Source organism: Mycobacterium sp. ACS1612, assembly GCF_001667505.1.
Taxonomy (GTDB): domain Bacteria; phylum Actinomycetota; class Actinomycetes; order Mycobacteriales; family Mycobacteriaceae; genus Mycobacterium.
Window position 1 is genome coordinate 155656 of the sequence record NZ_LZHZ01000004.1, and the last position, 13723, is coordinate 169378.

Sequence of the window (13723 nt, forward strand, 5' to 3'; positions counted from 1 at the left end):
CTTCTTCGCGCTAGCGCTCATCAGAAGTCGTCCCGTTCTGCAAATGCACCATTGAAGAGGAACTGCAACGTATTTGGCGCGTCGACCTGAACCTCTGTGAACGGCTCGTACGGGATGTAGGCGTTGTCGGTGACAAGGAACGGCGCCCTGTACCAGGAGCCGCCGTACTGTTTGGTGGGGATGTCGGGCAGCCCGCGGCAGTTCGGCCCGCCGGACGCGTTCACGATGGGCAGGCTTTCCGGGTAGGTGTAGGACGGCACCCCGAGCACGAAGCTAGAACTCACCATTGCGCCCGGATGCAGGCCGCCGACGACCCGTTCCCCGCGCTGAGCGGCAATCTTGGTGCCCTGCAACACACAGCCGAATTCCGGCGAATAGTCGCCCAGCACCTTCAGCGGTGCCCGCAACCGCTGGATCGCCGCGATGTAATCGTCTGCCCCCGGTTCGAGCGTGGCGGATCCTTCATTCGCCAAACCGATTGTCGCGAGCAGCGTGGCGTTCAGGTTGTCCTGCTCGTCGCTGATCGTGTGGTTGATCGTCGGCACGTTGTTGATCACAGTGACGAGATCCTGGCCCGCATCACCGTAGATGTTGGCGACCTGCGCTGTCTGGGCGATTTCCGACTCAACCGTTGGCAGCTTTGGATTCACCTGCGCCAGAAACTGATTCAACCCCGTAAGGCCCGCGCCGAAGTCGTCACCACGACCACGCAATCCCTCGGCGATCGCCGACAGGGTTGCATTCAGGTGTATCGGGTCGACCTTGTGCAGCACGTCGGTCAGTGTCTGGAACAACGTGTTGGCTTCCAGCTGTACCGACTGAGCCTCGACGTTTGCGCCAGGCCGCAGCGCCGTGCGGTCCGGCCGCGGCGGTGCAATGAACTCCACCGACTTTGCACCGAACACGGTGGTACTGCCGATGTGCACCAACGCGTTCGACGGGACGTAATGCAGCTGGTCGCGGTTGATCGCCAGCGTCAACTTCGCCTGATCACCGGTATAGGCGATGTCTTCGACCTTGCCGATTTGAACACCGCGGTATTTGACCTTGGCCTCCTTGTCCATCACCAAACCGGCGCGCGGCGACGTCACCGTCACGGAATCGGTGGGGGTGAACGCGGCGCTGTATGCCAAATAGGTGAACACCGTGAACGCCACGATGATCGACGCCAACACAGCGGCGGCGATCCTGATCGCGGCAGTCCTCGACACGACGTCTCCCCTTACCCCGAGAGGTTGAAGTTACCGGACGCGCCGTATACGGCGAGGGCGATGAACAAAGTGATGACGACCACGACGATCAGCGATGTGCGCACCGCCTGACCCACGGCGACGCCGACTCCGACGGGGCCGCCCGATGCGTTGTAGCCGTAGTAGGTGTGCACCAGCATCACCGCGATCGACATCACGATGGCCTGGGCGAAAGACCACAGCAGGTCCGTCGGTATCAGGAACGTGTTGAAGTAGTGGTCGTAGAGGCCGGCGGATTGTCCATTGACATAGACGGTGATGGCGCGGGCAGAGAAGAACGCCGCAAGTGTGGCCAGCGAGTAGAGCGGAATGATCGCCACCAGCCCGGCCATGATCCGAGTTGAAACCAGATAAGCCACCGAGTGCACGGCCATTGATTCGACCGCGTCGATCTCCTCGGCGATGCGCATCGCGCCGAGTTGGGCTGTAGTGCCGGCACCGATGGTGGCGGCGAGTGCGATACCCGCGATGATCGGGGCGACGATGCGCACGTTGAGGAAGGCGGACAGAAAGCCCGTCAGCGCCTCGATCCCGATGTTGCCCAGCGATTGGTAGCCCTGGACGGCGATGACCCCGCCAGATGCCAGGGTGAGGAACGCCGCGACGCCGACCGTGCCGCCGATGAGTATCAATGCACCGGTGCCCAGCGTCATCTCTGCGATCAGCCGCACCGTTTCCGTGCGGTACCGCCGTAATGCCAGAGGTATGTATCGGACCGACGTCGCATAGAACAGGGCCTGTTCACCGAAGCTGTCCACCGCCCCGGGCACTCGTCGAAACGCCCGCCGCAACCGCAGCGTGACGTCGTAGCTCCCCAGCTCGCTCATCGGCCGAGGATCCGAATGCCGATTGCCGTCATGAGGACGTTGATCACGAACAGGCAGATGAAGGCGTAGATGACCGTCTCGTTGACGGCTTCTCCGACACCCTTGGGTCCGCCTTTGACGGTCAGCCCTCGGTAGCAGCCGACCAGCCCTGCCATGACGCCGAAAAGCAATGCCTTGAACTCTGAGATGACCAACTCGCCCAACCCGGTCAGGATGGTCAGGCCGTTGATGAACGCGCCAGGGTTGACGCCCTGTAACAACACGGAGAATACGTAGCCGCCGCTGAGGCCGATAGCGATCACGAGACCGTTGAGAAGCAGTGCCACGAACGTCGACGCCAACACGCGCGGCACCACCAGGCGCTGGATCGGATCGATGCCGAGCACCCGCATCGCGTCGATTTCCTCACGGATGGTGCGGGCGCCCAAGTCGGCGCAGATCGCCGTCGCCCCCGCTCCGGCGACAACCAGCACGGTTGAGACCGGACCGAGCTGAGTCACGGTGCCGAACGCGGTACCTGATCCCGACAAGTCCGCAGCGCCGATCTCGCGCAACAAGATGTTGAGGGTGAACGCGACCAGCACCGTGAACGGAATCGAGATCAGCAGAGTCGGAACGATCGAGACGCGCGCGATCATCCAGGTCTGGTCGAGGAACTCACCATACTGAAAGGGCCGACGGAACATCGCGCGGAAAGTGTCGAGAGACATCTCCATGAACCCGCCGACGGCCCGAGCCGGAACGGCGAGTTGCTCCCTCAACCTCGGCTCCGTTTCTCGCGGCGGCGCGGCACGTGCGCCTTGGCGAAGAGTTCGACACAACTTGCCGCGGCGGTTTCCCCACCCATTTGTTAAGCGTGGCTCTTAGTGAGCCGGATCATACTAACTAGAACACGTTCGCAGTGTCAAAGAACGGAAAAACTACTCTGAATCGTGACCTTTACGCAGGTCAACGCCACTGTGACGCAGGCCATTCTGTAACACGTTCTAGTCGACTCACAGGTTCCCAAACAGAGAACGTCATTCTCCTTGAGACATCAGGGCCGCTGCTGAGAAATTCCGCTCGGGATCACGGCCAGCAAAGTAATTCTGGAGCGTATTCGACAGCTGAGACGGGTCCCACGCGTCGGAATCCGCACGGAACCGGTGCTCGGCCGTCGGCGCCGCAACGAGTGTCACCGTCGGACCATAGACGATGAACAACTGCCCGTTGACATCGCTCGACGCGGGCGACGCGAGGAACCTCACCAGATTCACCACGTGCTCGGGCGACAGCGGATCGACCTGGCCCTCGGCCAGCTCCGGCGAATCCCCGAAGACGTCGACCGTCATCGCGGTGCGGGCACGCGGCGCGATCGCGTTGGCCCGTACTCCATAGCGGTCCAGGGCACGCGCCGCGGTCAGCGTCAGCGCCGTAATACCGGCTTTGGCCGCACCGTAATTCGCCTGTCCCACCGGTCCTGCCAGGCCCGCCTCCGATGAGGTGTTGATGATGCGGCCGTAAACCGTCCCGTCGCCGTCTTTCGCCTTCGCCCGCCAATACGTCGCCGCGTTGCGGGTCAACAGGAAGTGGCCGCGCAGGTGGACGGCGATCACTGTGTCCCAGTCCTCGTCGGACATGTTGAACAGCATCTTGTCGCGGGTGATGCCGGCGTTGTTGACGACGATGCCGAGACCACCGAGACCGTCGGCGGTCTCGACCAATTCGTCGGCAGTCGAACGCTCACTGATGTCTCCGGCCACCGCGACGGCTTTGGCGCCTGCCGCCGTGATCTCGTCGATGACGTCGGAGCGGTCGAGCGCGCCCGGGATGTCGTTGACGACGATCGTCGCGCCCGCGCGGGCAAGTCCGATGGCCTCGGCCCGGCCGCGGCCCGCGGCCGCACCGGTCACCACCGCGACCAGTCCGGACAGATCGGTCGCGTCCTGCGAAACAGTCACTTTATGAATACCTCTAGTCTCTGCGGATCAGGGCAGCTCGGGGGCACTCGTTGACCGACTGCTCCGCCACGTCCTCCCGGTCGGCCGGCACCGGGTCGGCCTTCACGACGGCGTAATCGTCGTCATCGAGTTCGAACAGGTCGGGAGCGATTCCGACGCAAACGGCATTGCCCTCACAGCGGTCGCGGTCCACTTCCACTCGCATGACAGTCTCCTTTCGGGGCCACACGGCCCCTGCGGGCTTGCGCGCCAGTGCGGCACCGGCCTAGACCCCAAGACTAGAACGTGTTACAACCGGGGGTGAAAGCGGGCCACACGATGGCTTTCTTAATACACCAGAAGTACCCACGAAGTGAGGACATGGCGATGCGGATCGGCTACACCCCGGAGCAGGAGGAGTTGCGCCGCGAACTGCGGTCCTACTTCACCAAACTCATGACGCCGGAGCGTGCCGAAGCGCTCAGCGCCGGCGACGGCGGCGAGATGGGCCGAGGCAATGTCTACCGAGAGACGGTCGCGCAGATGGGCAAGGACGGCTGGCTCACGCTGAACTGGCCCAAGGAATACGGCGGGCAGGAGCGCTCGCCGATGGACAGCCTGATCTTCAACGACGAAGCCGCGATCGCGAACGTCCCCGTGCCGTTCCTGACCATCAACAGCGTCGCGCCGACGATCATGCATTTCGGCAGCGACGAACAGAAGAAGTTCTTCCTGCCCAAGATCGCCGCGGGCGAGCTGCACTTCTCGATCGGCTACTCCGAGCCCGGCGCAGGCACCGACCTCGCCGCGCTGCGCACCACGGCGGTGCGTGACGGGGACGACTACGTCATCAACGGTCAGAAGATGTGGACCAGCCTGATCGCGTATGCGGACTACGTGTGGCTGGCCGTCCGCACCAACCCGGAAGCCAAGAAGCATCGCGGCATCTCGATGCTCATCGTGCCGACCACCGCCGAGGGCTTCTCGTGGACGCCGGTACACACCATGGCAGGCGTCGACACCAGCGCCACTTACTACCAGGACGTCAGGGTGCCCACCAGCAGCCTCGTCGGCGAGGAGAACGCCGGCTGGAAACTGGTCACCAACCAGCTCAACCACGAACGCGTCGCGCTCGTGTCGGCGCAGCCGATCTTCATGGCGCTTAACGGTGTTCGCGAGTGGGCGCAGAACACCAAGGACATCCACGGCAACCGGGTGATCGACTCGGAGTGGGTGCAGCTGAACCTGGCCCGCGTCCACGCCAAGGCCGAGGTGCTCAAGCTGATCAACTGGGAACTCGCGTCCTCCGACGAAGCCGCACCATCGCCCGCTGATGCGTCGGCGGCCAAGGTGTACGGCACCGAACTCGCCACCGAGGCGTACCGGCTGCTGATGGAGGTGCTCGGCACGGCGGGCACGCTGCGCACGAACGCCCCCGGCGCGCTGCTTCGCGGACGTGTCGAACGCATGCACCGCAGCTGCCTGATACTGACGTTCGGCGGCGGTACCAACGAGATTCAACGCGACATCATCGGGATGGTCGCCCTCGGCCTGCCCCGGGTCAATCGGTAAGGAACATCATGGATTTCAAGACGACGGAAGCCGCATCCGATCTGGGCGGCCTGGCCCGGACCATCACCGACTCGGTCTGCACCAACGAGCACCAGCGCGAGCTCGACAAGCTCGACGAACGCTTCGACCGCGACCTGTGGGGCAAGCTGATCGAAGCGGACATCCTGTCGGCGGCCGCGCCGGAGTCGTTGGGCGGCGGCGGTTTCGGCGTGCTGGAGCAGGTGGCCGTGCTCGAGGCACTGGGCCGTCAGCTGGCCGCGGTGCCCTATCTGGACTCGGTGGTGCTCGGCGCGGGCGCGCTGGCGACGTTCGGCTCCGAGGCGCTGCAACAGGAATGGGCGCAGCCCGCGGTCAGCGGAGAGAAGATCATCGCGGTCGCGCTCGACGGCGAGATGGGTGAGGGCCCGGTGAGGGCCACGGGTTCCGCAGCCGGCTACAAGCTGACGGGCACGCGCACTCAGATCGCTTTCGGGCCCTTGGCAGATGCGTTCCTGGTTCCGGCGGAAACCGATTCAGGCGTCAAGGTTTTCTTGATCGCCAAGGCCGATGCCGGTGTGAATATGACCAGTCTGGACACCACCGGTCTGGGCAGCGTCGGCCACCTCGAACTGCAGGGTGTCGAATCGGATCGGGTCGTCGGCGGTGAGGACGTTCTCGGGTGGCTGAGGACCCATGGCGCTCTCGGCCGCAGCGCATACCAACTGGGGGTGCTCGACCGGGCGTTGGAGCTCACCGCGCAATACGCCCGTGAGCGCGAGCAATTCGACCGGCCGATCGGCAGCTTCCAGGCCGTGTCGTCGCGACTGGCCGACGACTACATCAGCGTCAAGGCGCTGCGCTTGACGGTGACGCAGGCGGCTTGGCGGCTGGCCGAGGACCTTCCAGCGGACATCGACGTCAACACGGCCGCGTTCTGGGCGGCCGACGCCGGTCATCGCGTCGCGCACACCACCGTGCATGTGCACGGAGGCGTCGGCATCGACCTCGACCATCCGGTACACCGGTACTTCCTGGCGGCCAAGCAGAACGAATTCGCCGTCGGCAGTGCGACAGGCCAGCTATTGCGCATCGGCCGCGAGTTGGCCGATACCCCAGCGTGACTCGTGGCTGAAGGACTGCCGACCGTCACCGAACTGCTGCTCCCGCTGATCGAGGTCGACGAGCGGGGAGTGTACTTCGAGGGCACCTTCACCAGTTGGCGTGACCACATCCAGCAGGGCGCAGCGATCGCTGCCGCGTTGCGGGCACGCCTTGATCCAGATAAGCCGCCGCACGTGGGCGTGCTGTTACAGAACACGCCGGTATTCTCCTCAGTGCTCGTCGCGGCGGCTCTGACAGGGATCGTGCCGGTGGGCCTGAACCCGGTGCGGCGGGGCGCGGCGCTCACCCGCGACGTCGCCCACGCGGATTGCCAAGTGGTGCTGGCGGATTCGGCATCGGCCGACGGCCTCGACGGCGACTACCTCGACGTCGACTCACCGGACTGGGCGGACGAGGTCGCCGCCTTCCACGACGTCCCGATCGAACCGTACGGGGCAGACCCCGACGACCTGTTCATGCTCATCTACACGTCGGGCACAAGCGGCGACCCCAAGGCCGTCAAATGTAGCCAGGGCAAGGTCGGCATTGCGGGCGCGATGATGGCGCAACGCTTCTCGCTCGGGACAGCCGACGTCTGCTACGTTTCGATGCCGCTGTTCCATTCGAACGCGGTGCTGGTCGGCTGGTCAGTGGCGGTCGCGTGCGGTGGCTCGCTTGTGTTGCGGCGCAAGTTCTCCGCGTCGCAATTCATCCCCGATGTCCGCCGCTACGGTGCCACGTACGCCAATTACGTTGGCAAGCCGCTGTCCTATGTGCTGGCCACTCCCGAGCGCCCCGACGACGTGGACAACCCGCTGCGCGCGGTGTACGGGAACGAGGGCGCACCGGCGGATGTCGAGCGGTTCGCCGAACGGTTCGACACTGTGGTGATAGACGGGTTCGGGTCGTCGGAGGGCGGCATCGCGATCGGCCGCACACCGGACACTCCGCCGGGGGCGCTGGGCCCGCTGCCGCCGGGCACTGAGATCATCGATGTCGAGACGGGAAAGCCGTGCCCTCCCGGCGTGACTGGCGAGCTGGTGAACACCTCGGACGCAGGACGTTTCGAGGGCTATTACAACGATCCCGATGCCGAGGCCGAACGGATGCGCGACGGTATCTATCACAGCGGCGACCTTGCCTACCGCGACGAAAACGGCTACGCGTACTTCGCGGGCAGGCTCGGCGACTGGATGCGGGTGGACGGCGAGAACCTCGGGTCTGCCCCGATAGAACGCGTGCTGCTGCGCCATCCAGATGTGGTCGAGGTGGCTGTGTACGGCATCCCCGCCCCCGATGTCGGCGATCAGGTGATGGCCGCGCTAGTGCTGCGCGACGGCGCGCGATTCGACGCCGACAAGTTCAGCGCCTTCTTGGCCGAGCAGTCAGATCTAGGGCCCAAGCAATGGCCGTCGTACGTCCGCGTGGGAATGGAGCTGCCAAGGACCGAGACCTTCAAGGTGGTCAAACGGCAGCTCCAGGCCGAGGGCACTGAATGCGGCGACCCGGTGTATCGGATCGAACGTCAACGTTCGTGGACGAATGGGCCGCTCCACAACTGAGGGCGGTAGCGGCGCACCGCATTCTCGACGCGCGTGGCCGTGCCCGACCACAGCATGGTCCACGGCCCGGCGGCCAATGCCGCCGTCACCGCCAGCGCTCCTCCCCGTTGTCATGGGGCAACGGTAACCTGGCCAACGTGGGCTATCGCGAGTTCTCGCCCCCGAACGCGCTGCGCGACCTGGTCGAATGTGCGTGGGTGGTGGACGGCCCCGCCGAGGTGGTGCGTGTGCTGCCCGACGGCTGCATGGACCTGATTCGCATGAACGGCCGCATCGTGGTGGCCGGACCCGACACCACTGCATCGGTCAGTCCGCGCGATGCAGAACCGTTCGTAGGGTTGCGGTTTCATCCGGGAGCGCTGCCGCGTCTGCTGTGCGTCCCCGCTGCCGAATTGCGCAATGATCGCGTGCCCCTGGCCGAGTTGCGCAGCGGACTCCCCCGACACCCGTCGCTGACCGCCCTGGCCGCGGCTCTGGCCTCGCGGGAACCGCACGCCGAGACGGCGCCGTGGCCGCTGCCGCTCCTGCGGACCGTCACCAGCAGGGTGGCGGCCGGCTTCACGGTCGGTGACATCGCGAGCGAAATCGGATGGTCGCGTCGAAGCCTGCAGCGCCAATGCGCGTCGGTGTACGGCTACGGTCCGGCGATGTTGCGTCGAATCCTGCGATTCCGGCGTGCGCTGATCCTGTTGGACCGCGGCCTGCCGCCCAGCGAAGTGGCCGCCCGCGGCGGGTACGCCGACCAGCCACATCTGCACCGCGAAGTGCGCGACCTCGCGGGTGTCCCGCTTGCGTGTTTCCGTCAGGACGGCAGAGCGGCGAACACGTCGACCCAGTTACCGTCCGGGTCGGCGACGGTCGCGTAACGCATGCCCCACGGCGCGTCATAGGGCGCCAGCGGACCGGCGTGCCCCGCCGTGGTCACCTTCTCGAAGAGCGCGTCGACCTGCGCGGGCGACGCGACGCCAAGCGCCAGCGCCAGCCTGCCCGCCGAAGGCGGTGGCGGTGTCCAACCTGGATGCATTCCGGCGATCGTCTCTTCTGTGTCGAGCGAGAGGGTGTTTCCGCTGGGCAACTCCACCGCGACGTGCGGCACCTCCGGGTCCGGCACCGGCAGACCGAGAAGGCGATAGAACTCGATCGAACGGGCCAGGTCGCTGACGAACACCTGGAAAACGGCTGAAGTGAGCGCAATGTCCATGACCAGCACGCTATGCGGGCCGGCGCGGACCGGTCGTGAACAAATCGGACAAAGCTGACTTTCAGGACGACCCGCTAGCCTCGCCACGTCGGCGACCGCCGGCATCAGACTGACAGGAGTCTTTCTCGTGAAACGCACGGCCATCAGTGGTGCCGCCGCGGTCGTTGCCGGGATCGCGATCGTGCTGTCCGGCTGCGGTTCTGACACCAAGACGGCACCCACCGCCTCGACGCCGCCCACCGATTCGTCGACAAGCGCCAAGGGCCCGCTGCCGACGATCGCCAGCTACATCGCGGAGAACAACATCCAAGAGGCGCCGGTCAAGCACGGCGACGCGGGGTCTCCGAAAATCGATCTGACGCCACCGGCCGACTGGGCGGACGCGGGTTCCGACACCCCTGATTGGGCTTACCGCGCAATCATTTACAAGGGTCCGGTGGCCGGTGACTACACGCCGAGCATCGTCGCGCTGATGTCCAAGCTGACCGGCACGGTGGACCCGCAGAAAATCTTGGACCTCGCGCCCGGTGAGCTCACCAACCTCCCTGGGTGGAAGCCGATGAGCGCGAGCCGGCCCAGCACCCTCGGCAACTACCGCGCGGTCCAACTCAGCGGCACGTGGACGCAGGACGGCCAGACGAAAGTCGTCGCGCAGAAGACGGTCGTGATCCCCGAGAAGGACGCGGTCTACGTGCTGCAACTCAATGCCGACGGCCTACAGGCCGAGAAGGAGATCATCGGCGCGGCAACGGATGTGACGGACTCAAACACCAAGATCACGCCCTGAGCCCGCGATTCGCAGGCTAAGCGAGCCGGTCCAGCACGGCGGCAAGCTCGGCGGGGCGGGAGAGAAACGGCGAGTGGTCTCCGGGCAGTTCGACGAGTTCGGCGTTGAGCCAATCGCGGGCGACGCGCCTGGACCACGACGGGTTGACCATGCGGTCCCCGTCGCACAGTACATATGTCGTGTCGACAATGGGATAGGCGGACAACGAGCAGGGCAACTCGTAGTGGATGGTCGCCTGCGGCCGCAACCGCATCGAAGCCCAGCTAACCGTCTTCCGATTGCAGTCTCCGAAGACGAGGTGATACAACACGTCCTCGTCGACCCAAGTGGTTCGTGCTTGCGAATCCGGCGCGCCCAGGCCCTTTACGTAGTCGGGGTTCAGCATGTCAGGGTCGCTCAACTGCTGCAGGAGCGACTGCCCCGGACTAGCCGGAATTGCACATAGGTACACCAGCCGACGCACTGGCCGGCGCGCCGCTACGAGCGGAATCGTCTGGCCTGCCAACGAATGGCCGACCAGGACCAGATCGCCGGCGACTCCGGTGACCGCGGCGCATACCACATCCGCGTAATCGTCGAATGTTGCCGAGCTGTCGTCGCATGGCAGATCCATCGCGATGGCCCGATGCCCCAGCGCTTCGAGTTCGGGGATCAGCCGTTCCCAGCACCATGCCCCGTGCCAGGCACCGTGCACCAAGCCAAATGTCGCCATTGTCGCCCCCTTGGGGGACTCTAGCTAACCCTCGCGGATTTCGTCGAGGTTGCGGGTGGCGTCCTCGAAACCCGCGACCAGCTCCGCGATGATGTCGGCGACCGAGCGGATCTCGTTCATCCGGCCCACGATCTGGCCCACCGGCATCGCGACGGTGTCCGGGTTGTCGGACTCGTTCATCCGCTGATGGGCCTCGCTGACGAGGATGTTCTGCAACGGCATCGGCAACGGCTCCGGCGCGTCGGGGGCATCCCACGCGTCGGTCCACCGAGATTTGAGCAGGCGGGCCGGCTTGCCGGTGTAGATGCGGCGCCGCACCGTATCGCTGGAGGTGGCTCGCAGCAACGCCTCCTGAATCGTCGACACGCCGCTGGCCTTGCGGTGCCCGAGGTCATATTCCGCCGACGTCAGGAACGCCGAACCCATCCAAACCCCTTGCGCACCAAGGGCAAGCGCTGCGGCCACCTGCCGACCGGTGCCGATGCCCCCGGCCGCCAGCACCGGCGCCCTGCCACCCAGCGCGTCGACGATCTCCGGCCACAGCACCATCGACCCGATCTCGCCCGTGTGCCCACCGGCCTCGTGGCCCTGCGCGACGACGATGTCGACACCGTTGTCCACATGGCGCTGCGCGTGTTTGGCGCTGCCTGCCAACGCGGCAACCGGGACACCGGCCCGGTGCGCCTGGTCGATGACATCCTTCGGCGGTGAGCCAAGGGCGTTGGCGATCAACTTGATCGGATGTTTGAGCGCCACCTCGACGTGCGAACGCGCCACCGAGTGCAGCCAGCCCAGCACCCCTTCGTTGCGCTCGCCGTCTTCCGGCAGCGGCGGGACACCAAGATCGGCAAGGGTTTTGGCGACGAAGTCACGATGGCTCTGTGGGACCAGCTTGTCGATGTCGACCGCCGAACCTTCCTGCGGCACCTTGGCGGGCATCACGACGTCGACGCCGTACGGTTTACCGTCGGTGTTCTCGTCCATCCAACACAGCACGTTCTCGAGATCCTCGGCGTCGTTGAACCGCACGCACCCGAGCACCCCGAGGCCGCCCGCCTTGCTGACCGCCGCGGCCACCTTCTCCGACGGCGTGAAGACGAAGATCGGGTAGGTGATGCCGAAGCGGTCACACAGCGCGGTCCGCATCACGTACTGGACCCCACATGGTTTGCGTGTGCGTCGTCGGCCGGGCGCTCCTCGGTGGTGTCCTTGGCCCAGCGGTAATCCGGCTTGCCCGCCGGGGTGCGGTGAATCTCGTCGACCCACCAAACCTTGCGCGGAACCTTGTATCCCGCGATCTCCTGACGGACGAACGCGTCGAGGTCGGCCAGCGTCGGATTGGTGCCGGGCCTGCGGTGCACGACGGCGGCCACACACTGGCCGTAACGCTCGTCAGGCACCCCGACGACCAGGGCGTCGAACACGTCGGGATGTCCCTTGAGGGCGGCCTCCACCTCTTCGGGGTAGATCTTCTCGCCGCCGCTGTTGATCGACACCGAACCGCGGCCGAGCATCGTGACGGTCCCGTCGGCCTCGACCTCGGCGTAGTCACCGGGGATCGCGTAGCGGACACCGTTGAACGTCTTGAACGTCTCCGCGGTCTTCTTCTCGTCCTTGTAGTAGCCGATCGGGATGTTGCCCTTCTTGGCGATGACGCCGCGGACGCCCGAACCGGGTTTCACCTCGTTGCCGTTCTCGTCGAGCACCACGGTGCGATGGTCGATCGCGACGCGCGGTCCGCCGGTGTGCGACTGGCCTTTTGCGACGATGCTCGTTCCGCCGAACCCCGTCTCGGACGAACCGATGGAGTCAGTGATGACCCGGTTCGGCAGCAGTTCGAGGAACTTCTCCTTGATGCTGGTCGAGAACAGCGCCGCGGTGCTGGCGAGCAGGAACAGGCTCGACAAGTCGGGCTCGTGTCCGTCGTCGTGCAACTTGGTCAACGCGTCCAGCAGCGGTCGCGCCATCGCGTCGCCGGTGAAGAACAACAGATTGACCTTGTGCTTCTCGATCGTCCGCCACACGTCGTCGGCATCGAATTCCGGTGCGAGCACGGTGGTTTGGCCGGAGAACAGCGACATCCAGGTCGCCGATTGAGTGGCGCCGTGGATCATCGGCGGGATCGGGTAGCGGACCATCGGCGGATTCTCCGCGGCGGCTTTCGCCAGGTCGTACTCGTCTTTGACGAATTCGCCGGTGGCAAAGTCCGTGCCGCCGAAGAGGACTCGATAGATGTCCTCGTGGCGCCACATCACGCCCTTCGGGAAACCTGTGGTGCCGCCGGTGTACAGCAGGTAGATGTCGTCGGCGCTGCGGTCACCGAAGTCGCGCTCCGGGGAGCCCTGCTCCAGGGCCGTGTAGAACTCCACACCGCCGTAGCGCTCGAAGTCGTCGTCACTACCGTCCTCGACCACCAGGACGGTCTTCACGTTCGGTGTCTCGGGCAGCACGTTGGCCACCCGGTCGGCGTACCGGCGCTCGTGCACCACCGCGACCATGTCGGAGTTCTCGAACAGATACTTCAGTTCGCCTTCGACGTAGCGGAAGTTGACGTTGACCAGAATGGCGCCGGCCTTCACGATGCCGAGCATCGCGATCACGATCTCGATGCGGTTGCGGCAGTAGAGACCGACCTTGTCGTCTTTCTGCACGCCCTGGTCGACGAGGTAGTGAGCCAACCTGTTGGCCTTCTCCTCCAACTGGGCGTAGGAGACCTGTTCGTCGCCGCAGATCAGGGCGACGCGATCAGGCACAGCGTCGATGGCGTGCTCGGCGAGGTCGGCAATGTTCAGGGCCACGAGACCTAAACTAGA

At 65.2% G+C, this 13723-nt stretch carries 14 protein-coding genes; 5 read left to right on the forward strand and 9 right to left on the reverse strand.

Translation table 11 applies throughout. From position 1 onward, the window contains the following. Positions 1 to 20 precede the first annotated feature (20 nt). The 5 genes from A5724_RS01995 to A5724_RS02015 all read right to left on the reverse strand — a co-directional run bounded on the left by A5724_RS01995 (position 21) and on the right by A5724_RS02015 (position 4222). Positions 21 to 1211 (reverse strand): MCE family protein, encoded by a 1191-nt coding sequence (locus tag A5724_RS01995; RefSeq protein WP_067795336.1) that lies wholly within the window; start codon positions 1209 to 1211, stop codon positions 21 to 23. Positions 1212 to 1222: 11 nt separating this feature from the next. After that, the gene (locus A5724_RS02000) at positions 1223 to 2077 is read right to left on the reverse strand and encodes an ABC transporter permease (protein ID WP_067795339.1); all 855 of its coding nucleotides are present in this window, start codon (positions 2075 to 2077) and stop codon (positions 1223 to 1225) included. After that, positions 2074 to 2838 (reverse strand): ABC transporter permease, encoded by a 765-nt coding sequence (locus A5724_RS02005; protein ID WP_067795342.1) that lies wholly within the window; start codon positions 2836 to 2838, stop codon positions 2074 to 2076. The genes A5724_RS02000 and A5724_RS02005 overlap by 4 nt, the downstream gene beginning before the upstream one ends. Before the next feature lie 258 nt (positions 2839 to 3096). Continuing rightward, the gene (locus tag A5724_RS02010; RefSeq protein WP_067795345.1) at positions 3097 to 4017 is read right to left on the reverse strand and encodes a 3-oxoacyl-ACP reductase; all 921 of its coding nucleotides are present in this window, start codon (positions 4015 to 4017) and stop codon (positions 3097 to 3099) included. Between the two features lie 13 nt (positions 4018 to 4030). Then, complete coding sequence (locus A5724_RS02015) at positions 4031 to 4222, reverse strand: ferredoxin (RefSeq protein WP_067795348.1); 192 nt, start codon at positions 4220 to 4222, stop codon at positions 4031 to 4033. A gap of 161 nt (positions 4223 to 4383) precedes the next feature. Here A5724_RS02015 and A5724_RS02020 point away from each other — a divergent pair, with 161 nt between their 5' ends. The 4 genes from A5724_RS02020 (at position 4384) to A5724_RS02035 (ending at position 9076) form a co-directional block, all read left to right on the forward strand. Next, on the forward strand, positions 4384 to 5568 hold the full coding sequence (locus tag A5724_RS02020; protein WP_067795707.1) for an acyl-CoA dehydrogenase family protein: 1185 nt from the start codon (positions 4384 to 4386) through the stop codon (positions 5566 to 5568). Positions 5569 to 5576: 8 nt separating this feature from the next. Beyond that, a complete protein-coding gene (locus A5724_RS02025; RefSeq protein ID WP_067795351.1) occupies positions 5577 to 6668 on the forward strand; it encodes an acyl-CoA dehydrogenase family protein in 1092 nt (363 codons plus the stop codon). Between the two features lie 3 nt (positions 6669 to 6671). After that, the gene (fadD17, locus tag A5724_RS02030; protein ID WP_067795355.1) at positions 6672 to 8210 is read left to right on the forward strand and encodes a long-chain-fatty-acid--CoA ligase FadD17; all 1539 of its coding nucleotides are present in this window, start codon (positions 6672 to 6674) and stop codon (positions 8208 to 8210) included. 137 nt (positions 8211 to 8347) lie between these two features. Then, the gene (locus tag A5724_RS02035) at positions 8348 to 9076 is read left to right on the forward strand and encodes an AraC family transcriptional regulator (RefSeq protein ID WP_067795359.1); all 729 of its coding nucleotides are present in this window, start codon (positions 8348 to 8350) and stop codon (positions 9074 to 9076) included. Here the strand turns inward: A5724_RS02035 and A5724_RS02040 are convergent. After that, positions 9013 to 9411 (reverse strand): VOC family protein, encoded by a 399-nt coding sequence (locus A5724_RS02040; RefSeq protein ID WP_067795711.1) that lies wholly within the window; start codon positions 9409 to 9411, stop codon positions 9013 to 9015. The two genes, A5724_RS02035 and A5724_RS02040, sit on opposite strands and share 64 nt — an antisense overlap. Positions 9412 to 9538: 127 nt before the next feature. Between A5724_RS02040 and A5724_RS02045 the strand changes: the two genes are divergently transcribed. Further along, a complete protein-coding gene (locus tag A5724_RS02045) occupies positions 9539 to 10198 on the forward strand; it encodes an LpqN/LpqT family lipoprotein (RefSeq protein ID WP_067795362.1) in 660 nt (219 codons plus the stop codon). A gap of 16 nt (positions 10199 to 10214) precedes the next feature. On the opposite strand, the gene A5724_RS02050 is transcribed toward A5724_RS02045, so the two are convergent. Genes A5724_RS02050 through A5724_RS02060 form a run of 3 tightly spaced genes read right to left on the reverse strand, consistent with a single transcriptional unit; the run spans position 10215 to position 13708 of the window. Beyond that, the gene (locus A5724_RS02050) at positions 10215 to 10910 is read right to left on the reverse strand and encodes an alpha/beta fold hydrolase (protein WP_067795365.1); all 696 of its coding nucleotides are present in this window, start codon (positions 10908 to 10910) and stop codon (positions 10215 to 10217) included. 24 nt (positions 10911 to 10934) lie between these two features. Next, a complete protein-coding gene (locus tag A5724_RS02055) occupies positions 10935 to 12056 on the reverse strand; it encodes a nitronate monooxygenase family protein (protein WP_067795714.1) in 1122 nt (373 codons plus the stop codon). Next, positions 12056 to 13708 carry an acyl-CoA synthetase gene (locus A5724_RS02060; RefSeq protein ID WP_067795368.1) on the reverse strand — a complete coding sequence of 551 codons (1653 nt, stop codon included), beginning with the start codon at positions 13706 to 13708 and terminating at the stop codon, positions 12056 to 12058. The genes A5724_RS02055 and A5724_RS02060 overlap by 1 nt, the downstream gene beginning before the upstream one ends. Positions 13709 to 13723 lie beyond the last annotated feature (15 nt).

Excerpts from the sequence above, each read along its gene's own strand:
- A5724_RS02000 (WP_067795339.1), bottom strand. The coding sequence starts at position 2,077 with ATGAGCGAGCTGGGGAGCTACGACGTCACGCTGCGGTTGCGGCGGGCG.
- A5724_RS02015 (WP_067795348.1), bottom strand. The coding sequence starts at position 4,222 with ATGCGAGTGGAAGTGGACCGCGACCGCTGTGAGGGCAATGCCGTTTGC.
- A5724_RS02020 (WP_067795707.1), top strand. The coding sequence starts at position 4,384 with ATGCGGATCGGCTACACCCCGGAGCAGGAGGAGTTGCGCCGCGAACTG.
- A5724_RS02025 (WP_067795351.1), top strand. The coding sequence starts at position 5,577 with ATGGATTTCAAGACGACGGAAGCCGCATCCGATCTGGGCGGCCTGGCC.
- A5724_RS02040 (WP_067795711.1), bottom strand. The coding sequence starts at position 9,411 with ATGGACATTGCGCTCACTTCAGCCGTTTTCCAGGTGTTCGTCAGCGAC.
- A5724_RS02050 (WP_067795365.1), bottom strand. The coding sequence starts at position 10,910 with ATGGCGACATTTGGCTTGGTGCACGGTGCCTGGCACGGGGCATGGTGC.
- A5724_RS02055 (WP_067795714.1), bottom strand. The coding sequence starts at position 12,056 with ATGCGGACCGCGCTGTGTGACCGCTTCGGCATCACCTACCCGATCTTC.